This is a genomic window from Planosporangium flavigriseum (assembly GCF_011947225.1).
Taxonomy (GTDB): Bacteria; Actinomycetota; Actinomycetes; order Mycobacteriales; family Micromonosporaceae; genus Planosporangium; species Planosporangium flavigriseum.
Genome location: NZ_JAATVW010000013.1, coordinates 1 through 21,277 on the forward strand (window position 1 = coordinate 1; position 21,277 = coordinate 21,277).

At 69.9% G+C, this 21,277-nt stretch carries 26 protein-coding genes; all 26 read left to right on the plus strand.

All coding sequences use genetic code 11. The annotated features are described in order from the left end of the window. Positions 1-9: 9 nt before the first annotated feature. The 26 genes from HC028_RS27685 to fliP all read left to right on the plus strand — a co-directional run bounded on the left by HC028_RS27685 (position 10) and on the right by fliP (position 21,273). Positions 10-84, plus strand: coding sequence for a hypothetical protein (locus tag HC028_RS27685; RefSeq protein ID WP_275941330.1), 75 nt, complete (start codon positions 10-12; stop codon positions 82-84). Between the two features lie 166 nt (positions 85-250). Then, positions 251-1,552: a flagellar filament capping protein FliD gene (gene fliD, locus HC028_RS17835; protein ID WP_168078494.1), complete on the plus strand. Its 1,302-nt coding sequence runs from the start codon at positions 251-253 to the stop codon at positions 1,550-1,552. Between the two features lie 8 nt (positions 1,553-1,560). Continuing rightward, positions 1,561-1,980 (plus strand): flagellar export chaperone FliS, encoded by a 420-nt coding sequence (fliS, locus tag HC028_RS17840; protein WP_168078495.1) that lies wholly within the window; start codon positions 1,561-1,563, stop codon positions 1,978-1,980. A gap of 5 nt (positions 1,981-1,985) precedes the next feature. Next, positions 1,986-2,306, plus strand: coding sequence for a hypothetical protein (locus HC028_RS17845; protein WP_168078496.1), 321 nt, complete (start codon positions 1,986-1,988; stop codon positions 2,304-2,306). Between the two features lie 100 nt (positions 2,307-2,406). Further along, positions 2,407-4,584 carry a glycosyltransferase gene (locus HC028_RS17850; RefSeq protein WP_168078497.1) on the plus strand — a complete coding sequence of 726 codons (2,178 nt, stop codon included), beginning with the start codon at positions 2,407-2,409 and terminating at the stop codon, positions 4,582-4,584. 63 nt (positions 4,585-4,647) lie between these two features. Next, positions 4,648-4,953, plus strand: a complete 306-nt coding sequence (locus HC028_RS17855; protein ID WP_168078498.1) for a hypothetical protein — start codon at positions 4,648-4,650, stop codon at positions 4,951-4,953. A 183-nt stretch (positions 4,954-5,136) separates the two neighbouring features. After that, complete coding sequence (locus HC028_RS17860) at positions 5,137-5,487, plus strand: flagellar basal body rod protein FlgB (protein ID WP_168078499.1); 351 nt, start codon at positions 5,137-5,139, stop codon at positions 5,485-5,487. Position 5,488: 1 nt separating this feature from the next. Beyond that, positions 5,489-5,911: a flagellar basal body rod protein FlgC gene (locus HC028_RS17865; RefSeq protein ID WP_168078500.1), complete on the plus strand. Its 423-nt coding sequence runs from the start codon at positions 5,489-5,491 to the stop codon at positions 5,909-5,911. Next, entirely contained in the window at positions 5,908-6,225 is a 318-nt protein-coding gene (fliE, locus tag HC028_RS17870; protein WP_168078501.1) for a flagellar hook-basal body complex protein FliE, read from the plus strand. Before HC028_RS17865 ends, fliE begins: the two co-directional genes overlap by 4 nt. Further along, on the plus strand, positions 6,225-7,838 hold the full coding sequence (gene fliF / locus HC028_RS17875) for a flagellar basal-body MS-ring/collar protein FliF (RefSeq protein ID WP_168078502.1): 1,614 nt from the start codon (positions 6,225-6,227) through the stop codon (positions 7,836-7,838). The genes fliE and fliF overlap by 1 nt, the downstream gene beginning before the upstream one ends. 2 nt (positions 7,839-7,840) lie before the next feature. Further along, positions 7,841-8,857 (plus strand): flagellar motor switch protein FliG, encoded by a 1,017-nt coding sequence (gene fliG, locus HC028_RS17880; protein WP_168078503.1) that lies wholly within the window; start codon positions 7,841-7,843, stop codon positions 8,855-8,857. After that, positions 8,841-9,500 carry a FliH/SctL family protein gene (locus HC028_RS17885; protein ID WP_168078504.1) on the plus strand — a complete coding sequence of 220 codons (660 nt, stop codon included), beginning with the start codon at positions 8,841-8,843 and terminating at the stop codon, positions 9,498-9,500. Before fliG ends, HC028_RS17885 begins: the two co-directional genes overlap by 17 nt. Next, a complete protein-coding gene (locus HC028_RS17890) occupies positions 9,497-10,831 on the plus strand; it encodes a FliI/YscN family ATPase (protein WP_168078505.1) in 1,335 nt (444 codons plus the stop codon). Before HC028_RS17885 ends, HC028_RS17890 begins: the two co-directional genes overlap by 4 nt. A gap of 20 nt (positions 10,832-10,851) precedes the next feature. Then, positions 10,852-11,256: a flagellar FliJ family protein gene (locus HC028_RS17895; RefSeq protein ID WP_239075499.1), complete on the plus strand. Its 405-nt coding sequence runs from the start codon at positions 10,852-10,854 to the stop codon at positions 11,254-11,256. After that, the gene (locus HC028_RS17900; protein ID WP_168078507.1) at positions 11,253-12,209 is read left to right on the plus strand and encodes a transglycosylase SLT domain-containing protein; all 957 of its coding nucleotides are present in this window, start codon (positions 11,253-11,255) and stop codon (positions 12,207-12,209) included. Before HC028_RS17895 ends, HC028_RS17900 begins: the two co-directional genes overlap by 4 nt. A gap of 14 nt (positions 12,210-12,223) precedes the next feature. Then, on the plus strand, positions 12,224-13,777 hold the full coding sequence (locus HC028_RS28520; RefSeq protein ID WP_168078508.1) for a flagellar hook-length control protein FliK: 1,554 nt from the start codon (positions 12,224-12,226) through the stop codon (positions 13,775-13,777). A 15-nt stretch (positions 13,778-13,792) separates the two neighbouring features. Next, positions 13,793-14,221 carry a flagellar hook capping FlgD N-terminal domain-containing protein gene (locus HC028_RS17910; protein ID WP_239075493.1) on the plus strand — a complete coding sequence of 143 codons (429 nt, stop codon included), beginning with the start codon at positions 13,793-13,795 and terminating at the stop codon, positions 14,219-14,221. Between the two features lie 27 nt (positions 14,222-14,248). Further along, positions 14,249-15,460 carry a flagellar hook protein FlgE gene (locus tag HC028_RS17915; protein WP_168078509.1) on the plus strand — a complete coding sequence of 404 codons (1,212 nt, stop codon included), beginning with the start codon at positions 14,249-14,251 and terminating at the stop codon, positions 15,458-15,460. A gap of 216 nt (positions 15,461-15,676) precedes the next feature. Beyond that, positions 15,677-15,985 (plus strand): flagellar FlbD family protein, encoded by a 309-nt coding sequence (locus HC028_RS17920; protein WP_168078510.1) that lies wholly within the window; start codon positions 15,677-15,679, stop codon positions 15,983-15,985. Then, positions 15,985-16,755, plus strand: coding sequence for a motility protein A (locus HC028_RS17925; protein ID WP_168078511.1), 771 nt, complete (start codon positions 15,985-15,987; stop codon positions 16,753-16,755). Before HC028_RS17920 ends, HC028_RS17925 begins: the two co-directional genes overlap by 1 nt. 34 nt (positions 16,756-16,789) lie before the next feature. After that, positions 16,790-17,692, plus strand: coding sequence for an OmpA/MotB family protein (locus HC028_RS17930; RefSeq protein ID WP_168078512.1), 903 nt, complete (start codon positions 16,790-16,792; stop codon positions 17,690-17,692). Positions 17,693-17,724: 32 nt separating this feature from the next. Further along, positions 17,725-18,159, plus strand: a complete 435-nt coding sequence (locus HC028_RS17935; protein ID WP_168078513.1) for a flagellar basal body-associated FliL family protein — start codon at positions 17,725-17,727, stop codon at positions 18,157-18,159. Positions 18,160-18,257: 98 nt separating this feature from the next. Further along, positions 18,258-19,211 (plus strand): flagellar motor switch protein FliM, encoded by a 954-nt coding sequence (locus HC028_RS17940; protein WP_239075492.1) that lies wholly within the window; start codon positions 18,258-18,260, stop codon positions 19,209-19,211. After that, the gene (fliN, locus tag HC028_RS17945) at positions 19,211-19,963 is read left to right on the plus strand and encodes a flagellar motor switch protein FliN (protein WP_168078514.1); all 753 of its coding nucleotides are present in this window, start codon (positions 19,211-19,213) and stop codon (positions 19,961-19,963) included. The genes HC028_RS17940 and fliN overlap by 1 nt, the downstream gene beginning before the upstream one ends. 9 nt (positions 19,964-19,972) lie before the next feature. Then, positions 19,973-20,401, plus strand: coding sequence for a flagellar biosynthetic protein FliO (gene fliO, locus HC028_RS17950; RefSeq protein ID WP_168078515.1), 429 nt, complete (start codon positions 19,973-19,975; stop codon positions 20,399-20,401). Further along, complete coding sequence (gene fliP / locus HC028_RS17955) at positions 20,398-21,273, plus strand: flagellar type III secretion system pore protein FliP (protein ID WP_168078516.1); 876 nt, start codon at positions 20,398-20,400, stop codon at positions 21,271-21,273. Before fliO ends, fliP begins: the two co-directional genes overlap by 4 nt. Positions 21,274-21,277: the final 4 nt, after the last annotated feature.

Sequence of the window (21,277 nt, forward strand, 5' to 3'; positions counted from 1 at the left end):
TCGCAGATCCTGACCCAGGCCGGTACCGCGATGCTGGCCCAGGCCAACCAGGCCAGCCAGGGCGTGCTCAAGCTGCTCGGCTGAGCCGGTTAGGCGCTAACTGAATAACAACTTCACAGCTATCCGGAAGGGGTGGCCCGCGCAGACCGCTGGCCACCCCTTTCGGCGGTGTACGCAGTAACCCCGCGTTCGGTCGGGACGGAGGAGCACAGTGGTCAGTATTGGCGCAGTCGATGGCCTTATCAGCGGCATGAACACGTCGCAGGTCATCGACCAGTTGATGCAGCTCGAGGCCAGGCCGCAGACCATGTTGAAGGCGAAGGTCTCGAAGGAGAACCTGATCGTCGCCGCGTACCAGGCGGTGAACAGCAAGATGGCCGCGCTGAAGACCGCGGCCGAGGCATTCACCGCACCGAACGCGCTGACTCCGACGAACCCGACCTGGCAGGCGGTCAAGGCGACCTCGTCCGCCACGTCGGTGACCGCGACAGCGACGACCGGCGCGTCCCCCGTCAGCCTCACCTTCGACGTGACGGCGCTGGCGAAGGCTCAGGTGACGACCGCGAGCTACGCCTCGGCCACCGCAACCGCCACGACCGGCAGCTCCGTCGACCTCACGGTCGCCGGCACGACCACTACGATCAACCTCACGGACACCTCCGTACAGGGCGTGGCCAGCGCGATCAACGCGGCCAAGACCGGCGTGACCGCCGCCGTCGTCACCACGACTACAGGCACCGTCCTGCAGCTCACCGGCGACAAGACCGGCGCGGCGAACTCTTTCAGCATCACCGGGCTCTCCGCGGCCACCACCAACATCGTCACGGCTTCCGACGCCCAGATCACCGTAGGCGACCCGGCCTCCGGCGGCTACGTCGTCACCAGCGCCACCAACTCGTTCACGAACCTGATGAACAACGTGACCGTGAACGTGTCGAAGCTGGAGACCGGCGTTACCATGACCGTCGCCGCCGACCCGGAGTCGATCGCGGACAAGATGCAGGCGCTGGTCGATGCCGCCAATTCCGCCCTGGCCCAGGTCGGCACCTACACCACGTACAACTCGACCGCCAAGTCCGGTGGGGTCCTGACCGGCGACTACACCGTGCGCCTGCTACGGGACAACATCCTGTCGGCGGTCAGCAACGGACTTGCCGGGTACGGCAGCTACAAGCAGGTCGGTGTCGACCTGGACAAGACCGGCAAGCTGACCTTCGATCGCAGCGCCTTTATCGTCGCCTACAACGCGAATCCAGCCAGCGTGCAGAACGGCGTGAGCAACGGCGTCGCCACGAGCCTGAGCAAGATCGCCAAGGACGCGACCGACTTCGTCAGCGGCACCCTGACGACAGCGATTCAGAGCGGCCAGGACCAGGTCAAGGACCTGAACAACCGGATCGCCGACTGGGACAGCCGCCTGCAGATGCGACAGACCGCGCTCAAGCGGCAGTTCGCCGCTATGGAGGCCGCGCTCGGACAGCTGAAGAACCAGTCCAGCTGGCTGGCAGGTCAGATCGGTGGCCTGCCCAGCGGTAATTCGAGCGGTAATTGAGGACCCCGATGAGCAATCCCGCACTTCGCGCCCGGTACCTGGCCCAGTCGATCGCCACCGCGTCCCCCGGACAGCTGCTGGTGATGCTGTACGACCGGCTGGTCGTCGACCTGACGCAGGCCGAGGAGGCGCTGCGAGCCGGCGACCGCGAAACCGGTTCGGCCCGGCTGATGCACGCCCAGGAAATCGTGGCGGAACTTCACTCCACCTTGGACCTCTCCGTCTGGGAGGGCGCCGCGGACCTGGCCCGGATCTACCGGTTCCTGCTGACTGAACTGATCAAGGCCAACGTCCGCGGCGACGCGGACCTGGCTGGTGCCTGCCGCCGCATGGTGGAGCCGCTGCGCGACGCGTGGCGGGAGGCGCTCCAGACGACGCAGGCGGCCGCCGCCTCGGCGGCGGGAGCCGTCCCGGCGCGGGTCGCGTGACGGCCGTGACCAGCGGCTGGCGGCGCGCCTGGACGGATGCGCTGGACGCGCTCGAGGTCGACGTGGAGCGGGTGGAGGCGCTGCTCGCCGAGGACCACCGAGCTCGGGACCTGCCCTTGGCCACCCCGTGGTCACCGCCGGAGGGGCTCGGCGAGCTGCCGTTGGACCTGCGCCCACGCGCGGACGCCATCCTCAACCGGCAGCTCGCCGCAGCCCAGGCGCTCGCGCTCGCGATGGTGGCGAACCGCCGCCAGAGCGAGATGGCCGCGCGCATCGAGGCGGGCGACGAGCCCCGTCGGCCGGCCTACCTCGACTGCGCCATCTGACCACGCGTCCGGCGCGCCCCCGCATCAGCGGTCACCCTTTCGAGTGATGCCCGATTTACGTAGGTCTCAGGACCGGCCCGCCGGTGCCGATACATATCGTGTGAGCCGACTTCCTGTCTCGATCGTCGTTACCGCCAGCGGCAGCCTTGATGACTTCCACGCGAGTCTGGAGTGTCTGCGCCCGACCCTCGGTATACGAGACGAGGTCGTCTGCGTCGTGCCGACCGACCGGGCAGACCTGCGCGACGAGCTCAACGGCAGAACGTGGCTCACGGTGCTCGATGTGGAGTCCGCGGACCCGGCCACCCGCTGGGCGGCCGGGTGTGCCGCCACCCGGCACTCCCTCATCGTCTTTCTCGACGGCGACGTCCTCGTCTCTCCACACTGGCTGGACCCGGTCGTCGAGGCGTTGACCGAACCGGGCGTCGTCGCCGCCGGTCCGCGGTGCCACCTCACCATCGGCCCGCAGGGCGTCGATCTGCCCGACGAGGCGTTGGTCAACGTTCCTGCCTTCAAGTCGTACGCCCGGCAGTGGCGACAGGAGCACACCGGCAGTTTCAGCGAGGTCGACCGGCTGGGGCCGGTCTGCGCCGCCTTCCGGCGCGACGCGCTCAGCCGGGTCGGCGGGCCGACCCTCGACATGCCGTACGAGCAGTTGCGCAGGAAAGGCCGGATCGTCGTCGCGCACAGCGCGCTCGTCGCACACGTGGGTTCGGAGCAGTGCTCCCTGCGCGTGCCCGACATCTCCACCGACGCTCCCCTGCTGTCCGCGAGCCTGATCGTGAAGGACGAGGAGGAGATCCTCGCCGAGTGCCTGACCGCGCTGCGGGACTTCGTCGACGAGATCGTCGTATACGACACCGGCTCCACCGACCGATCCCGGGAGATCGCCCGCGAGCACGGCGCCCGGGTCATCGAAGGCTATTGGAACGATCATTTCGGTGACGCGCGAAACCGGTCGATCGAGAACTGTACGGGGCAGTGGGTCGTCGTCGTGGACGCGGACGAGATCATGACCGGTGATCCCGCCCAGGTGCGTGCGGCGCTGGCCACCGCCGACAGGCCGGCCCTGCTCGCCGAGGTGGAGAGCCTGACCGGCCATGGCACCGCGACGTACGGGCGGATGCTGTCCGTCCGGTTCTTCCGGCCCAACCGCGGCCGGTACATCCGCCGCCTCCACGAGCAGGTGAGCGACCGGATCGTCGGTCGTCCGGTACGCTCCGTGCCGCTACCCGGCGTGAGTCTTCGCCACTCCGGCTACACGACCGTCCGCGCCACCGTCAAGAACAAGGGTGAGCGCAACCTTCGACTGGCCGAGTTGTCGGTCGAGGACTCGACGGCCGGCGGCCATCATCTGATCGACCTCGCGCGCTCCCAGCTCATGGCGGGCAAGGTCGAAGAGGCGTTCGAGACGTGCCAGGAGGGGCTGGCCACCAGCACCGAGGCGGTCGTCCGGCTGGGATTCCTCCGGCCCTTGATCCACGCTTGCGAGGCCCTGGGAAAGCTCGATGTAGCCCGTGCGGCGATCGCGGAAATTCGTCAGCTGTCCAGCGCCGCCGTGGCAGATGAGTTCGAGGCGCGCATCCGTTACAAGGACGGGGACCTCGAGGGCGCCCTGGCGGCCGTCCGGGCGTTTCCGGAGTCCGTGATGGACGACCAGTTCACCTTTATCAGCCGGGATCGCCTCGCCGAAATCGAGATTCTCAGCCTGTTCCGGCTCCAGCGCCACCGCGAGGCGGCGGAGCGGCTGCGCGAGTGCGTTCGGGCACAGACGTTGCCCCTGAACCTTCCCCAGATGGCGGCGGTGCTCAAGGCCGCCGGTTCGGGGATTGACGAGCTCGCGGACCTGGTCCCGGCGCCCGCCCTCCGCGCCCTGCTGTTCCTGACGACCGAAGCCCCGGTCGACCAGGTCGACGAGGTGCTGGAGGCGCTCTGGCAGCGGCACGCCGGCTCGGCGGCCCTGCTGGCGGCCGCGGCCCGGCTCGGTGGCGGACTGCCGGTCATGCGTGCGATGGAGTGGGCCGCCCGCCTGCGCCAGCACGGATTCTCGGAGCACTGCACGCTGCTGGCGCTGGCCGCGAATGAGACGCGGAGGTCTCGCGACCGCGTACTGGCCACCGCGATCGCGCTGGAACTGTTCTCCGACGAGCGCGCGATGCCGCTGCTGGAGAAGACACTCGAAGCCGTACCGGACGACGAGACCGACGCCGTGCTCGACGAACTGCGGCTGCTCGCGCCCGGAATCGCCGCGGCCATCGCGCCCGCCGCCGCCGGCTGAGACGGCCGCGCTGCACGACGCCGGCCATGAGCGGGGGTACACCGGTACGTCCTGGACGTACCGGTGGGCACGGACAGCGGCTTCTTCGGCTGTACGGCCGCCGAACAGCTCGTCGCCCAGTTGCTTGTCGACCGGCAGATCGACGGCTGTTGCGTGACTGCTGGAGCTCGCGGAGCTGGTATGCGCGCCGAACGCTCCGGCCTCCGACGCGGTCTTGGCCGCCGGCTGGATGGCGCAGGCTCCCCGCGTCATCGAGGACGCGGAGCTCTGGTACCGACTGGCGCGGCCGCCGACGGCACGCCCATCCCGATCGACGTGGCCACCGTGCTCACCGTGGGCTGGTTCGACAACATCCTGCTCATTCGCTGAGCGAGCAGCACCGGGGGCGCCGAGACGGTACCCGTTTGGCAACCGCCAAGCCGGTGATTGGCAACCGACAAAGCCGTTCAAGCCCCCAGCTCCCTGCCGATGAGAACCATGAGCACGGAGCGCTCAACTGGGTCGCCATGGATCGGCGATACGTACCACCGTCGCCGAAGGGAGCGTCCTCCGATGCTGGACGACGTCACGTCCGTCGCGCTGCACACTGCGCTGTCCGGTCTTCATCTGAGACAGCGAGTGATCGCCGACAACATCGCGAACATTGAGACCCCCAACTTCCACGCCCGCAAGGTCTCCTTCGAGAAGGCCCTGGGCGCCGCGATCGCGAGCGGCGGCAACCCGGCGGACGTGTCACCGACCATCGCCCGGTCGCTGGAGCCCACCCGACTGGATGGCAACAACGTCAACCTCGACGAGGAGACGATCTCCAGCATCGACGCGGGTCTGCGGTACCAGCTGGCGTTGACGGCACTGAACAACAAGATCAACGGCCTGAGCAGCGTCATCAAGGGAGTTGCGTAACATGGCCCTCCCCACCTTCGGCACGATCGGCATCGCGGGCACCGGCCTCACCGTGTACCGCAAGTGGCTCGACGCGGTCTCCGACAACATCACGAACATGAACAACGCCAGCCCCACCAGCGGGCAGGCGTTCCAGGCGCGCTACGTGCTGGCCCAGGCCCAGACCGACGGTATGACCGGCCAGGGCGCCGGCGTCGCGGTCGGTGGCATCGCGCTGAGCGGGAACCCCGAGGGGCGGCTGGTGTACGAGCCGAACAACCCGCTCGCCGACAAGGACGGAATGGTCCGCTACCCGGACATCGACCTCGGTAGCCAGATGGCGCAGATGATCATGGCGCAGCGCGGTTACCAGGCGAACCTCGCTGTGGTCGAGCGGGCCAAGACCTCGTACGAGGCGGCTCTGCAGCTCGGGAGGAGCGCATGAGCATCGACGCGATCGGCGCGATCGGCGGCGCGCTGCCGATACTGCCGACTCCCCCTGCGCTCGACGCGGGCACTGCCCAGCCGGCCGACACCGGCGCCAGCTTCGCCGCCACGCTCGGCCGTGGCCTGGAGCAGCTGCAGTCCGTGCAGAGCAAGGCGGACGACCTCGCCGTGCAGGCGGCCGCAGGGACCCTCGCGGACCCGGCCGAGTACATGATCGCCAGCTCTCAGGCGTCGCTGGCCACCCAGTTGACGGTGGCTGTGCGCAACAAGGCGATCGAGGCGTTTAACGAGATCATGAGGTTGCAGGCCTGATGCGCGACCGCGTTACCGCCGTTCTGCGCCGGATCACCGAGACCTTCCAGTCGTTCACGCCTGGCCAGAAGGCCATGAGCGTATTCGCGGTGATCGCGCTCGCCATCGGTGGATACTTCTTCTCCACGTGGGTGGCCCAACCCACGTACAGTCCCCTGTTCTCCAACCTCGCCCCCGCCGACGCGAGCGCGATCGTCGACAAGCTGACCGCGGACGGTGTCCCCTACCAGCTCACCAACGGCGGCCAGACCATCATGGTGCCGCAGGACCAGGTGTACGCCGAGCGCATCAAGCTCAGCGGCCAGGGACTGCCGGCCCAGGCGGACACCGGCTACGCGCTGCTGGACAAGCAGGGCGTGATGACCAGCGACTTCATGCAGCAGGTCGGCTACCAGCGGGCGCTCGAGGGCGAGCTGAACAAGACGATCAAGTCGATCAGCGGCGTGCAGAACGCGGCCGTGCATCTGGCGATCCCGACCAAGGACGTGTTCGCCGACAACCAGCAGAAGCCGACCGCGTCGGTGCTCGTGCAGACCGCGCCGAGCGCGAAGCTGAGCTCCGCCCAGGCGCAGTCGATCGTCCACCTCGTCGCGTCGAGCGTGCCCGGCCTGGAGGCCAGCAAGGTGACCCTCGTCGGCGCCGACGGCAAGGTGCTGTCCACCGAGGACAGCGCCGGCGCGAGCGGCGCCGCGGACTCCCGCAGCCAGCAGACGCTGGCGTTCGAGCAGCGCATGACCGGCTCGCTGCAGCAGATGCTCGACCAGGTCGTGGGCACCGGACACGCGGCCGTCAAGATCACCGCCGACCTCGACTACGACCAGACCGAGACCAAGACCCAGAAGTACATCGCGGACCCGAGCACCCCGCCGCTGGCGGAGAGCAAGAAGACCGAGCTGTACAGCGGAAGCGGGGCGCTCGGCGCCGGCGTGCTCGGCCCGGACAACATCCAGGTGCCCACCGGGGTCAACCCCTCGAGCGGGTACTCGTCGGAGTCCCTGACCCGCAACAACGCGGTCGGGATGGTGACCGAGACCCGCAAGTCCGCACCCGGCTCGGTCCGCCGGCTCTCGGTCGCGGTCATGCTCGACAGCGCCACCGCCGGCGGCGTCGACCAGGGCCAGCTGCAGCAGTTGGTGTCCTCGGCGGTCGGGCTGGACCCCAACCGCGGTGACTCCATCGCGGTGAGCACGATCCCGTTCGACAAGTCCGCCGCGAAGGCGAACGCCACCGCGCTCGCCGACGCCAAGAAGGCCGAACAGCAGGCCCAGCTGTACTCGATGCTCAAGACCGGCGCTGTCGTCGGTGCGATCCTCCTGCTCGGGCTCATCGCCTGGCTGCGCACCCGGCGGCGGAACAAGGGCCTGCGCTCCCTGCAGGCCGAGATCGCCCGGGCCAACGAGGAGCGGCTGCAGCTCGAACTGGCCGAGGCCCGCGCGGCGCTCGAGGCCGAGGCCAACGCGGAGGCACGGCTCGCGATCGCGGGCGGCGGCCCCGACGACGACGCAGCCGCAGAGCGCGAGGAGCGGCAGCGGGAGATCACCAGCCTGGTCGAGCAGCAGCCTGAAGAGGTCGCGATGGTCCTGCGCGGCTGGCTCGCGGATCGGAGGGGCTGACGATGGCCGAGACCGCCACGCAGCTGTCCGGCCTGCGCAAGGCTGCGATCATGCTCGTCCAGATGGGCAAGGAACAGTCGGCGAAGGTCCTCGGGCAGATGCGCGAGTCCGAGGTCGAGGAGCTCACCGCCGAGATCATGCGGCTGGGCACCATCGACGGGAACATCGCCGAGGAAGTTCTCGACGAGTTCCACAACATGGCCGTGGCCAACAGGTACGCCCACCAGGGCGGCCTGGACTACGCCAAGGAACTGCTGGAGGCGTCGCTCGGCCGGGAGGCCGCCGAGGCCGTGGTCAACCGGCTGTCCGCGGCCTTCGTGGAGATGCCGTTCGCCTTCCTGCAGAAGGCCGACCCGCGACAGGTGCTCTCGTTCGTACAGGAGGAGCACCCGCAGACGATCGCGCTGGTCCTGGCGCACATGCCGGCCGCGATGGCCTCGCAGATCCTCTCCGGCCTCGCCGGTGAGCTGCAGGCCGACGTCGCCCACCGCATCGCCATCATGGACCGCACCTCCCCCGACATCATCCGGCAGGTCGAGTCCACCCTGGAGCGCAAGCTCTCGTCGGTGCTCCAGCCCAGCGACCTGTCCGCTGTCGGCGGCCTGCAGCCGCTGGTCGACATCATCAACCGCGCCGACCGCGCCACCGAGCGGCTCATCATGGAGGGCCTCGCGGCCCGCGATCCCGAGCTCGCCGAGGAAGTCCGGTCGAAGATGTTCATGTTCGAAGACATCACCGGCCTCGACGACCGCGCGGTCCAGCTCGTGCTGCGGCAGGTGGAGACGAACGACCTGGCGACCGCCCTCAAGGGCGTCCGCGAGGACGTGCGCGAGAAGGTCACCCGCAACCTGTCCGCCCGCGCCGCCGAGAACCTCGTCGAGGAGATCGACATGCTCGGTGCGGTCCGGCTGCGCCAGGTCGAGGAGTCCCAGGCCAAGATCGTCCAGGTCATCCGCGCGCTCGAGGAGTCGGGCCAGATCATGATCAGGCGGGGTGACGACGATGAGTTTGTTGCCTGAGACGGTCGTGCGCGGGGAGCGCGCGACGACCGCCGTCCGCTTCGACGTCGACCTGCGCGAACAGCCCACGCTGCCCAACGACATCACCAACCGGCTGCGCGCCGAGGCGCAGGCCACCGGCTACGCCGCCGGCTGGGCGCAGGGCCGCCGGGAGGCCGAGGTGGCCGCCGAGGCCGCCCGGGAAGAGGCTGCGGCGCGGGCCCGCGAGGCGGAGGAGCTCGAAGCTCTCCGCGTCGAGCAGGCCCTGCTCACCATCAGCCGGGCCGTGGCCGACCTGGAGCAGTGGATGGTGCCAATCGCCGAGGAGTTCGAGGACCTCATCCTGAGCACGGCGTATGCGATCGCGGAGGCGGTCGTCGGGCGGGAGGTGGAGAGCTCGCCGATCTCCGGCCGTGACGCGGTGGCCCGCGTGTTCAAGCTGGCCCCCACCGGCCGGCCGGTCACGGTACGGCTGCACCCGGCTGATCACGCGACGGTGACGGCCGGGCAACCCGGGCCTGTCGAAATAGAAGGGCGCACGATCACCCTCCTCGCCGATCCGAGCCTCCAACCGGGGGACGCGGTCGCCGAGTGTGACGCCACCACCATCGACGCCCGGATCGGGCCGGCGTTGGCCCGGGTACGGGAGGTACTGGGAGTATGACGGCGACGTTCACGCCGAACAGCGCCCTGCAGCGACGCCTCGACACCGCCGCCAGCGCCGCCAAGCCACTCCTGGCCGGACAGGTCAGCAGCGTGCTCGGCCTGTCGGTCGCGGTCCGCGGCATCCCCGGCCGGGTCGGCGACCTCCTGTCGATCGATTCCGACCATGGCCCTGTGCTCGCCGAGGTCGTCGCGCTGAGCGGCGACCAGCTCACCTGCCTGCCGCTGGGCTCCCTGGACGGCATCGGCGCCGGCACCCCGGTCGTCACGACCGGCGGTCCAATGCGGATCACCGTCGGCGACCACCTGCGCGGGCGGGTCCTCGACGGGCTCGGCCGGCCGATGGACGGCGGCCCGGGACTGCTCGGCGGCGAACTGGTCGGCGTGGACAACGCCGCCCCGAACGCGCTGGCCCGCGGGCGCGTGACCGAGCAGCTGTCGCTGGGCGTACGCGCGCTCGACACCCTGACCCCGGCCGGACGTGGCCAGCGGATGGGCATCTTCGCCGGCTCCGGCGTCGGCAAGTCCAGCCTGCTTTCGATGATCACCCGCGGTACCGACGCCGAGATCAGCGTGATCGCGCTGGTCGGCGAGCGCGGCCGTGAGGTGCGCGAGTTCATCGAGAACGACCTGGGCCCCGAGGGCCTCGCCCGCTCGGTGGTCGTGGTCGCCACCTCCGACCAGCCCCCACTGGTACGTCTGCGCGCCTGCTTCGTGGCCACCCGCATCGCCGAGTGGTTCCGGGACCAGGGCAAGGACGTGCTGCTGCTGATGGACAGCCTCACCCGCGCCGCGATGGCGCAGCGCGAGGTCGGCCTGTCCGTCGGCGAGCCGCCGGCCACCCGCGGGTACCCGCCGTCGGTCTTCGCCCTTCTCCCCCGGCTGCTGGAGCGGGCCGGGCCCGGCGAGGTCGGCAGCATCACCGGCCTGTACACCGTCCTGGTCGAGGGTGACGACCACAACGAGCCGATCGCCGACTCCGCACGCTCCATTCTGGACGGTCACATCGTGCTCGACCGCAAGTTGGCCACTGCCGGCCACTTCCCCAGCATCGACGTGCTGGAGTCGATCTCCCGGGTCGCCGGCGCGGTCACCAGCCGGGACGAGCGCGCCGCAGCCACCGAGCTGCGCCGCATGCTCGCGGCCTACCGCGACATCCGCGAGCTGGTCGAGATCGGCGCCTACGTGCCGGGTACCAACCCCGACGCCGACCGGGCCCGCGAACTCATGCCGGCGATCAACGCGTTCCTGCGCCAGGACCTGGAAGACCAGACCACGGCCGAAACCGCCTGGAACGCCCTTGCCGCCGTCCTGAACGGCAGCGAAGCATGAGGGGCTTCCGGTTGGCTACCGTGCTGCGCGCCCGGTACGCACAGGAGAACTCGGCGCGCGGCAAGCTGCTGCGCGCCCGCCAGGAAGCGGAGGAGGCCGCGGAGCGGGTACGCCGGATGAACGCCGCGATCGACGCGCGCCCCAAGCCCGACTCGCCCAGTGGTCTCGCATTCGCCGCCACCATGTGGGCCCGGCAGGCCATGGCCGGCGAGCTGTCCATGGCCGTCACCGCCGCGGCCGAAGCGGAAGCCGTGGTGGACGAACGCGTCACGGACCTGACAGCGGCAGCAACCCGCCACCGGATCGTCGAGAAGCTCCGTGACCGCCACGCCGAGGCCGAGCGGGCCGCCGAGGACGCGGCCGCCCAACTGGAGCTCGACGACCTCGCGGCGAGCCGGCACCGAGGGGGTGACGACGCCTCATGACGTTCGTCGACATCACCGACCGGATCCAGCAGATCCGTTCCCAGCTCGGCCTCGACAAGCCCGTCGTGGCCACCAACGGCGCCGCGTTCGCCCGCGCCCTCGGCTCGGCCCAGTCCTCCCTGGGCCTCGACGGAAGCACCGACGCGTCCGGGGAGGCCGTCGTCGCCTCGGCCCGCAAGTATCTCGGGGTCCCGTACGTCTTCGGCGGGAACGACCCGGCCAAGGGCCTGGACTGCTCGTCGCTGGTCCAGCGGGCCTATGGCGACCTCGGCATCACGCTGCCACGCATCGCCGCCGACCAGGCGCGCGAAGGCCAGCCGGTGGCCAGCCTCGCCCAGGCCAAGCCCGGCGACCTGCTCGCCTTCAACTCCCCCGTCGACCACATCGCCATCTACATCGGCGACGGCAAGATGATCGCCGCGCCGCAGACCGGTGACGTGGTCAAGATCCAGGACGTGTACAAGACGCCGTCCGCGATCCGGCGCATCCTGCCCGACACCTCCCCGTCGATCCTGCCGGCGCTCCGACCGTCGGCGTTGTCAAGTGCCGGCGCCGCGCAGGGCGTCCCGTACGCCGACGCCTTCGCGGGCGCAACCGTGAAGTACGGCCTGCCGCAGAATCTGCTCGCCGCCGTGGCGAAGGTCGAGTCCAGCTACAACCCGCAGGCGGTGAGCCCGGCCGGGGCGCAGGGCCTGATGCAGATCATGCCGGAGACCGCCCGCGGGCTCGGGGTGAACCCGTTCGACCCGGCCCAGGCCATCGACGGTGCCGCCCGGCTGCTGTCGAACAACCTGCACGAGTTCGGTTCGGTACCGCTCGCCCTGGCCGCTTACAACGCCGGCGGCGGAGCGGTCCGCAAGTACGGCGGCATCCCGCCGTACGCCGAGACCCAGGCGTACGTACCCAAGGTTCAAGCGGCGATGGCCGCCCTGCAAGGAAAGAGATCGTGGTGACGACGGTTCTCCCCGTGAGCCCCCCGGCCACGCGGACACCCGCGCGGAGCGGAAACGACGCTCCGACCGGGCACGACGCGTTCGGCGCGGTCCTCTCGGCGCTGGTTGGCGGCGACGACCCGGCCTCGCGTCAGGTCGCTGCCGACAACGGCACGGACGGCGGCAGGGCTAAGGACGGCGCCAGGGCTAAGGACGGTGCCAGGGCTAAGGACGGCGCCAGGGCTAAGGACGGCGCCAGGGCTTCCGACGCCCGGACGCCGGAGCGCGACGCGCCCGAAGCCAGCGCCGACAACGCCACCAGCAACCGCCTGCAGGGCAAGGCGGCCACCGGCAAGGACGACGACGCCACCGCCGGAGACGCCGCGGCCAAGGCCACCGCTGCGGCGGAGGCCGCGAGCGCCGCGGCTGCGGAGGCCGCGAGCGCTGCCGCCGTGTCGACCGCCGGGTGGCTCACCGCAGCCGTACCGGTTACGGACAGTGCTCCGGGCGTGCCCGGTGCGAGCGGCGTTCCTGGGCTGACCGGCGTGGCCGGCACCGGCCCGGGCATCACGGCGGCGGCTGCGGGCGCGACCGCGGCGGGCGTGGCACCGGCCACCGGCGAGCCGGCGACGGCCGCCGGTCAGACCGGAGCGGTACCCGGCCAGGCCGGCGTGCCAGCAGGTACGCCCAACGGTCCAGCGCAGGCCGTTGCCACCCCCCTGCCAGCCGCGCCCCGCACTCCTGAGTCGTCAGCGGGCACGGCCGCGACCACCCAGCCGACGGCCGTCCCGGCCAGCGCCGCCGGCGCGTCCACGCAGCCGGCCGGCGCCACGGCGCAGCCGGCGGCGCCCGCCGGCAACCCGCCGGCCGTCCAGCCGATCGCCGACGGCGCGACCGCGGGCCAGCCCGCGGCCAACAAGGCAGCCGACGCGCCGGCGCCGCAGGCTCCGGTGACCACGCCAGCTGCCTCGGCGGACGCCAAGGCGACCGACCGTACGCGCCGGGGGGACGACACCGGCACCAGCGCGACGGCGACCGTCTCGGCCGATCCGGCCACGGCGACCGCGGCGACCGCGGCGACCGCGGCCACTCTGGCCCCGGCCCCGACGGCGGCCCAGCCGGTTCAGGCGCCCGTCACGGGTGCGCCCGCGACCCCCGCAACACACGCCGCGCAGCTCGCCGAGCGCCTGGCACCGCTACGAAAGGGGCCGGACGGCGTACATCGTTTGACAATCCACCTCAACCCGGTGGATCTCGGGCCGATCAGTGTAACGGCGGAAGTCCGCGGCGGGGACATCCATGTCCACCTCGCCGGCGCGACGGACGCTGCCCGGGAAGCGCTGCGTGCGGCACTTCCCGAGCTGCGAAAGGAACTGCAGGGATCCGGGTTCGGATCGAGCTCGCTGGACGTGTCACGCGACGCGCCCGGCAACGGCGGCGCGCCGGGCCGGCAGGCCCGCGAGCACCAGCCGCAGGCTCGTACCGACGCTCGCCGCGAGGAGCGCGAGGAGCGCGCGGAGCGATACCGGGGCTCGACGGGCGAACGTGCCCCGCGCCTCGGCCGCGCCGGCCTCGACCTGCACGTTTAAGACCTAAGGAGCCCCGTGACCAGCCCAATCAGCGACGTTCTCAAGAACAGTGGCGCCATGCCGGTGTCCACGCCGGCTCGTAAGACCGGCGGGGAGCTGGGCAAGGACGACTTCATGAAGCTGCTCGTCGCCCAACTGCGCTTCCAGGACCCGAGCAGCCCGAGCGACCCGAGCGCGTTCATGGCGCAGACGGCCCAGTTCACCATGCTCGAGAAGCTGACCAACCTGGCCGACGCGCAGCAGCAGTTGGTCGCGGCCCAGCTCCAGTTCGGCGCGAGCAACCTCATCGGCAAGACCGTCAGCTATGTCGACGCCGACGGCGCGGAGAAGACCGGAGTCGTCTCCGCGGCCACGTTCACGGGCAGCAACCCGACCGTCAAGGTCGGGAACACGGACGTACCGCTGTCCTCCGTCAAGGAAGTCCGCAGCAGCACCGCCGGCTGACCGGCATACCTTACCGAGGAAGGCACCATGCTCCGTTCCCTGTTCAGCGGTATCAGCGGCCTGCGCGTCCACCAGACGATGATGGACGTGACCGGCAACAACATCTCCAACGTCAACACCGCGGGCTTCAAGACCTCGCAGAGCGTGTTCGAGGACACCCTGAGTCAGATGCTCAAGGCCGCGGGCGCGCCCCAGAATGGCGCCGGCGGCACCAACCCCGCCCAGGTCGGCCTCGGTGTCCGCCTCGCGGGCATCAACACCAACTTCACCCAGGGCGGTACCCAGAACACCGGCCGCACCACCGACCTGATGATCAACGGTGACGGCTTCTTCGTGGTCCGCAACGGCGGCGAGGCCATGTACACCCGGTCCGGCGCGTTCAACTTCGACGCGACCGGCATCCTGGCCGGTCCGGGCGGCGCGGTCGTCCAGGGCTGGATGGCTGACCCCACCGGAGCCATCAACACCAACGCTGCGGTGGGCGACGTCAAGCTCGCCGTGGGCACGCTGCTGGCGCCGACCAACACCGACAACATGACCCTGGGCGGCAACCTGCCCGCCGACTCCACGACTGCGGGCACGACGCCGATCACGATGTCGGAGACGGTCTACGACGCACAGGGCAACAAGGTCCAGCTGAGCGTGTCGTTCACCAAGCTGAGCGCCACGAGCTGGAGCGTGACCGCCACCGACGGAACGACGCCGACCGCGGCCACGACCATCAACTTTGCCGCCGACGGCAGTGGGCCACCCGCGCCGACCAGCATCTCGTACACGAACGCCGCGTTCACCGCGCCCGGCATCGCCATCGACCTGACGAAGCTCACCAGCTACGCCGGCGCGTCGTCGGTGGGCATCCAGAGCCAGAACGGCTCCGGCATCGGCTCGCTGCAGTCGTTCACGATCTCCCCGGACGGCACCCTCGTCGGCGTGTTCTCCAACGGGAAGAAGCAGGCGCTGGCGCAGATCGCCATGGCGACGTTCAACAACCCGCCCGGCCTGGAGAAGACCGGCGGCTCGATGTACCGCTCGACGGTCAACTCCGGTCTCGCGCAGCTCGGCACCGCCGGCACCGGTGGGCGGGGCGGGCTGCAGGGCAGCTCCCTGGAAATGTCCAACGTGGACCTGGCTCAGGAGTTCACCAACCTGATCATCGCCCAGCGCGGTTTCCAGGCGAACACCAAGGTCATCAGCACCTCCGACGAGCTACTGAACGACCTGGTGAACCTCAAGCGCTAAGCCTGAGACCACCCGAGGCGACCACGGGTGGTGAACCGGCTGCCGCGTCAGCCGGTTTGCCACCCGTGCGCCGTATCACCCGACAAAACCTCAACACTCGCTGATCCCCGCCGATGTAAAGGCGGGCCCAAGGACGGGTCTGCCAGCACCGTCCCCGCCGCGGCCACGAGCCCCGGCTCGACGATCGCCCCACCACCTGCACCAAGGACGGCCACCGTGATACTCCTGACGCGCCTCAACGGCCCGGTCTTCGCGCTCAACCCTGACCTGGTCGAGCGCGCCGACTCCACTCCCGACACCGTCATCACCCTGGTGGACGGCACGAAGTACGTCGTGGGCGAGTCGCTGGCCGAGCTCGTCGCGCTGATCAGGCGGTATCGGGCGTCCGTGGTCGCGGAGGCCCAGCAGATGGTCGCCCAGCCCCACGAGCCGCGCCGCGAGCCCGTACCGCACGACGGCGACGGCGACGGCGAGAACTCCGCCGACAGCGCCAACGTCGTCCAGTTTCACCGCAGGGAGCGCTGATGGATCCGGCAACCCTAATCGGCGTCGCGGTCGCTTTCGGCGCCATCTTCATGGCGATGACCCTCGAGGGCACGCCGATCATGCACATCCTGCTGCCGGCGCCGCTGATCCTGGTGTTCGTCGGCACGTTCGGCGTCGGCATGGCCAGCGGCATCATGCGGGACACCACCGGCTTCGTCACCCAGCTCAAGAAGGCGTTCCTGGCCAAGCCCGGCAAGCCCGACGAGCTGGTCGAGGCGATGGTCAAGCTGGCCGAGAAGGCCCGCCGCGAGGGCCTGCTGGCCCTCGAGGACGCCATGAAGGACGTCGAGAACGAGTTCCTCAAGCGCGGCCTGCAGCTGGCCATCGACGGCACCGACTCCGAGGAGCTCCGCGAGATCCTCGAGGGCGAGGTCGACGCGAAGCGCAAGGCCGACAAGGCCGGCGCGAAGATCTTCACCGACATGGGCGGCTTCGCACCCACCATCGGCATCATCGGTACCGTCGTCGGCCTGGTCCACGTGCTGTCCAACCTGAGCCAGCCGGAACAGCTCGGCCACATGATCGCCGCGGCGTTCGTCGCGACGCTGTGGGGCATCCTGGCCGCCAACGTGATGTGGCTGCCGATCGGCAACCGGCTCAAGCGGGTGTCCGAGGTCGAGTGCGGCCAGATGGACCTGGTGATCGCCGGCATCATCAACATCCAGGCCGGCGCCAACCCGCGTCTGGTGGCGCAGAAGCTGCGCAGCATGATGCCGCCGGGCTCCGAGTCCAAGAAGAAGGCGGCCTGATGAGCGCCGCCCGCGCCCGACACAGGGCGCCGTCATGAGCAACCACAAGGCGGGTCGCGGCAAGAAGCACGGCGGCGCGCACGAGGAGGAGCACGAGAACCACGAGCGGTGGCTCGTCACGTACGCGGACATGCTGACGCTGCTCATGGTTCTGTTCGTCGTGCTGTTCGCGATGAGCTCGGTCGACGCCAAGAAGTTCACCGCACTGCGCGACGGCCTGGCCAAGGGCTTCGGCGCGCCGGCGATCATGTCGGGCACCAACAACTCGGTCCAGACCGCGGGCGGCTCGCAGAGCGCGATCGACGTCGCCGCCGGGGTCGGCGAGATGCCGGACAAGCCGCAGACCCAGGCCCAGGACCCGGCGCTGCAGAAGGCCGTGCAGGATGCCGACCGGGCGCGCCAGCAGCGCATGCAGGCCAACGCCCAGCAGGAGGCCCAGAACCTCGACGAGATCAGAAAACAGATCCTCGAGGCGGCCAAGCAACAGGGCGTAGAGGGCCAGCTCCGCTTCACCATCGACGAGCGCGGTCTGGTCGTCACGGTCGTCACCAGCGAGGTGGTCTTCGCCGGTGACCGCGCCGAACTGCTCCCACCCGGCCAGAAGATCCTGGACGCGGTGGCGCCCGCGCTGACGCCGCTGCCCAACCACATCGAGGTGGACGGGCACACCAACCAGCTTCCGGTACCGACGAGGTACTACCCCAGCGCGTGGGAGCTGTCCACGGCCCGCGCCTCGACGGTCGTGCGGTACCTGATCGACAAGGGGCATGTGCCGGCCGAGCGGATGTTCGCGGCCGGCTTCGCCGGCCAGAAGCCGCTGTACCCGCCGAACGACCCGAAGGCGCCGGAGCTGAACCGGCGCGTCGAGATCATCGTCCTGTCCACGCTGCCCCCCGCGGAGCGCGCCCTGCTGCCGTCGGCGGCGGGCCCTGTCTGACCCGCCCCTGCGGCGCGAGAAAAGGAAAGATCATGGCTAAGGAAGAGAAGGCCGCCGAAGAGGCGCCAAAGAAGTCGAAGAAGAAGCTCCTCATCATCGTGGCTGCCGTGGTGGTGCTGCTCGGCGGCGGCGCCGGCGGGTACTTCGCGTTCTTCAGCGGGCCGAGTACCCCCAAGCCGCCGACGCCGGGCAAGGTCGTCGCGCTGGAGGCGATCACCCTCAACCTGGCCGACGGGCACTTCCTCAAGCTGAAGCTCTCCCTGCAGGCGACCGCGGACGCCGCCGAGGAGCCGGACGGCAGCAAGGCGCTGGACATCGCCATCTCCGAGTTCAGCAACCGGCCGGTCGCCGAGCTGTCCTCCAACGCGGCCCGGGACAAGGCCAAGGCCGAGCTGCGCAAGAAGATCAACGAGGCGTACGAAGGCCACGTCATGGACGTGTACTTCACCGAGTTCGTGATGCAGTAGTAGGACCGTCGGGTCGCCCGCCTACCGGGCACCCGACATCACCCAATCACCCGACAAGGATTCCTCAAGCCAGGCTCGGGCCGGCCGATGGTTTCGACGTGACTCAAGCGTCGTCCATGGCCGGCTCGAACCGCCCCGCAGGCCGTATCAACCGCCGCTCGAAGGGCGCCGGGCCGTTACCGTACGACTTCCGACGCCCAACGAAGCTGTCCCGTGAACACATCCGCACGCTGCAGATCGCGTACGAGACGTTCGCGCGCCAGTTCACCACGGTCCTGACGACGAGCCTGCGCGCGGTTTCGCAGGTCACGCTGCTGTCTATCGAGCAGTTCACCTACGACGAGTACATCGCCTCGCTGGAGAGCCCGACCGTCGTGGCCAAGGTCAGCATGGAGCCGCTCCCCGGCACCGCGATCGTCGAGTTCTCCCTGGACATCGCGATGACCTCGATCGACCACATGCTCGGCGGCTCCGGTGGCCCTCAGCCCCAGCGGCCGCTGACCGACATCGAGACGCCGCTGCTGCAGGGCCTCTTCGGCCGCGTACTCGGTGAGCTGCGCTACGCCCTCGAAGGCATTGCCTCGGTGCGGCCCGAGCTCATCGGCATCGAGTACAACCCGCAGTTCGTGCAGGCCGGTGGCGCCTCCGACCCGGTGATCGTCGCCTCCTTCGAGATGAAGGTCGGCGCCTCGGAGGGCGTCGCCACCGTCTGCATGCCGCTCGGCATGATCTTTCCGAAGCTGCAGGGCGATCGGACCGACGTCCAGCTCAGCGCCGCTCAGCGCGCTGCCCGCGAGGCGGCGCACCGCAACCTGGTCGCCGGCATGGAGAGCGTCCCGCTCGACGTCAGCGTCCGGTTCCAGCCGGTGCGGATGCGACCCGAAGAACTGATCAACCTGCGCCTCGGTGACGTCGTCACCCTCAATCACCCGTCGACGCAACCACTCGCGGTCACCACCGCGGGCATGACATTCGCTCACGCCGTACCCGGCAGCCATGGCACTCGCCTGGCCTGCCTGATCGTGGCACCCGCCAAGGAGGAAGACCGCTGATGACCGCTCCCACCGCAACATCGCAAGACCTGGGCCGAGCGCTCGCGGCGGCCCAGGCCGCGGTCGCCCTGCTGCCGGCGAGCAGCCCGCTCTCGCCCGGTGAGCCGACGCAGGACCCGACCGAGATCACGCTCGCGGGCCAGGTCATCCGGGCCCGCTTCGCCGGTGCCGCCCAGGGCGAGATCCTCGTCATGGTCGCCCAGGACCTCGTCGACGCGCTCAGTGAGACCCCGCTCGGCTCGCTCGACGTGACCCAGGCCGTGCGCCCGGCCATCGAGGCCGCCGCCGGCACCCTCGGCCCGGTCGTCGTCGACCCGGGCAACGTAACCGACCCCGCCGACGCGCTCGCTTCCCTCGTCGCCGAGGGTGGGGTGCTCGTACCGCTGACGGACGGCACCGACGTCCGCGGCGTGGTCGGCCTGCAGGTGAAGGTCGACGCCACGGGCGCCGCGACGCCGCCCGCACCGTCGGTGACGTCCGCGCCGGACAAGCCCGCTCCGCGTACCGGCCTGGACCTGCTCCACGACGTGGAGATGGAGGTCACCGCCGAGCTCGGGCGTACCCGCATGAGCGTGCGCGAACTGCTCGCGCTGACCCCCGGCAACGTGGTCGAACTGGACCGCGCCGCCGGCGCTCCGGCCGACCTGCTGGTCAACGGCCGGCTGATCGCCCGCGGCGAGGTCGTCGTGATCGACGAGAACTTCGGTATCCGGGTCACGGAGATCATCTCGCCGTCCGAGCAGCGGTCCTGAGAGGTAGCCGTGATCGAGCTGACCATCCGGATCGTCTTCTCGCTGCTCGTGGTCGTCGCCCTCATGTGGGGAATGGCCAAGCTGGCGCGCAAGCCGCTCGGGATACGCCGCGGTGGTGGCCTCATCGAAGTCCTGGGTCGCCAGCAGCTCAGTCGCAGCGCCTCGGTCGCCGTGGTACGGGTCGCCGACAAGGCGATGGTGCTCGGCGTCACCGACGGCCAGGTGAGCCTGATCAGCGAGGCCGACCTGGCCACGATCGAGGAGTACCAGCCGGAGGCGCCGGTCAAGCGCGAACCGCTCTCCCTGGAATCGCTCGACTCCGCGACCACCCCCGCCGGCGCCCGCGCGATCGGACCGCTGAACGGTTCGGTGCTGTCGCCTGACATGTGGAAGCAGACCATGCAGTTCCTGCGCGAACGGACGGTGCGCAAGCCGTGAAGCACCGGATCCGCTCGATCCTCGCCACCGCCGGCATCGGTGTGGCGCTGCTGCTCGGTACGCCCGCGGCGCCCGCGGCAGCAGCGCCGGCGACCGCGTCCGCCGCGCTCGCCGTGCCGGTCGCGCACTCGCCGCTCGCCGTGTCGCCGCTGGCGTTCTCTCCGGTCACCGCGCCGGTGCCGCCTCAGCCGCCCGCCCCGCCGACGGAGCCACAGGGAACGGTCAGCGTCAACGTAGGCAACGGCAAGCCGAGCCAGTCGATCGTCATCCTGATCGCGCTCACCGTACTGTCGGTGGCACCGGCTCTAATGCTGCTGTGCACCAGCTTCACGAAGATTTTCGTGGTTCTGAGCATCACCCGCAACGCGCTCGGCCTGACGACCGTCCCACCCAACCAGGTCCTCGCCGGTCTGGCCCTGTTCCTCAGCCTGTTCATCATGGGCCCCGTCATGTCGGACATGAACCGCGACGGCGTGCAGCCTTACCTCAAGGGCGAGAAGACCCAGAGCGTGGCGTTCACCGACGGCGTGAAGCCGCTGCGGGAGTTCATGCTCAACCACACCCGCAAGGACGAGTTGGCGCTCTTCACCAAGGTCGCCAACCGTCCCATGCCGAAGAACCGGGATGACGTTCCACTGTCGACGATCGTGCCGGCGTTCGCGCTGTCCGAACTGCGGGCCGCGTTCATCATCGGCTTCGTCATCTACATTCCGTTCCTGGTCATCGACATGATCGTCGCGGCGTCACTGATGAGCCTCGGCATGATGATGCTGCCGCCGGTCACCGTGTCCCTGCCGTTCAAGATGCTGCTTTTCGTACTCGTCAACGGCTGGGGGCTGGTCATCACCGCCCTGGTCGCCAGCTACCACTGAGGGC

Coding starts and splice junctions, on each gene's coding strand:
- HC028_RS17885 (WP_168078504.1), top strand. CDS start 8,841: ATGAGTTTGTTGCCTGAGACGGTCGTGCGCGGGGAGCGCGCGACGACC.
- HC028_RS17930 (WP_168078512.1), top strand. CDS start 16,790: ATGAGCAACCACAAGGCGGGTCGCGGCAAGAAGCACGGCGGCGCGCAC.
- HC028_RS17900 (WP_168078507.1), top strand. CDS start 11,253: ATGACGTTCGTCGACATCACCGACCGGATCCAGCAGATCCGTTCCCAG.
- fliE (WP_168078501.1), top strand. CDS start 5,908: ATGAGCATCGACGCGATCGGCGCGATCGGCGGCGCGCTGCCGATACTG.
- fliD (WP_168078494.1), top strand. CDS start 251: ATGAACACGTCGCAGGTCATCGACCAGTTGATGCAGCTCGAGGCCAGG.
- fliN (WP_168078514.1), top strand. CDS start 19,211: ATGACCGCTCCCACCGCAACATCGCAAGACCTGGGCCGAGCGCTCGCG.
- HC028_RS17925 (WP_168078511.1), top strand. CDS start 15,985: ATGGATCCGGCAACCCTAATCGGCGTCGCGGTCGCTTTCGGCGCCATC.
- HC028_RS17865 (WP_168078500.1), top strand. CDS start 5,489: ATGGCCCTCCCCACCTTCGGCACGATCGGCATCGCGGGCACCGGCCTC.
- HC028_RS17860 (WP_168078499.1), top strand. CDS start 5,137: ATGCTGGACGACGTCACGTCCGTCGCGCTGCACACTGCGCTGTCCGGT.
- HC028_RS17935 (WP_168078513.1), top strand. CDS start 17,725: ATGGCTAAGGAAGAGAAGGCCGCCGAAGAGGCGCCAAAGAAGTCGAAG.
- fliF (WP_168078502.1), top strand. CDS start 6,225: ATGCGCGACCGCGTTACCGCCGTTCTGCGCCGGATCACCGAGACCTTC.
- HC028_RS17915 (WP_168078509.1), top strand. CDS start 14,249: ATGCTCCGTTCCCTGTTCAGCGGTATCAGCGGCCTGCGCGTCCACCAG.
- HC028_RS17890 (WP_168078505.1), top strand. CDS start 9,497: ATGACGGCGACGTTCACGCCGAACAGCGCCCTGCAGCGACGCCTCGAC.
- fliS (WP_168078495.1), top strand. CDS start 1,561: ATGAGCAATCCCGCACTTCGCGCCCGGTACCTGGCCCAGTCGATCGCC.
- fliG (WP_168078503.1), top strand. CDS start 7,841: ATGGCCGAGACCGCCACGCAGCTGTCCGGCCTGCGCAAGGCTGCGATC.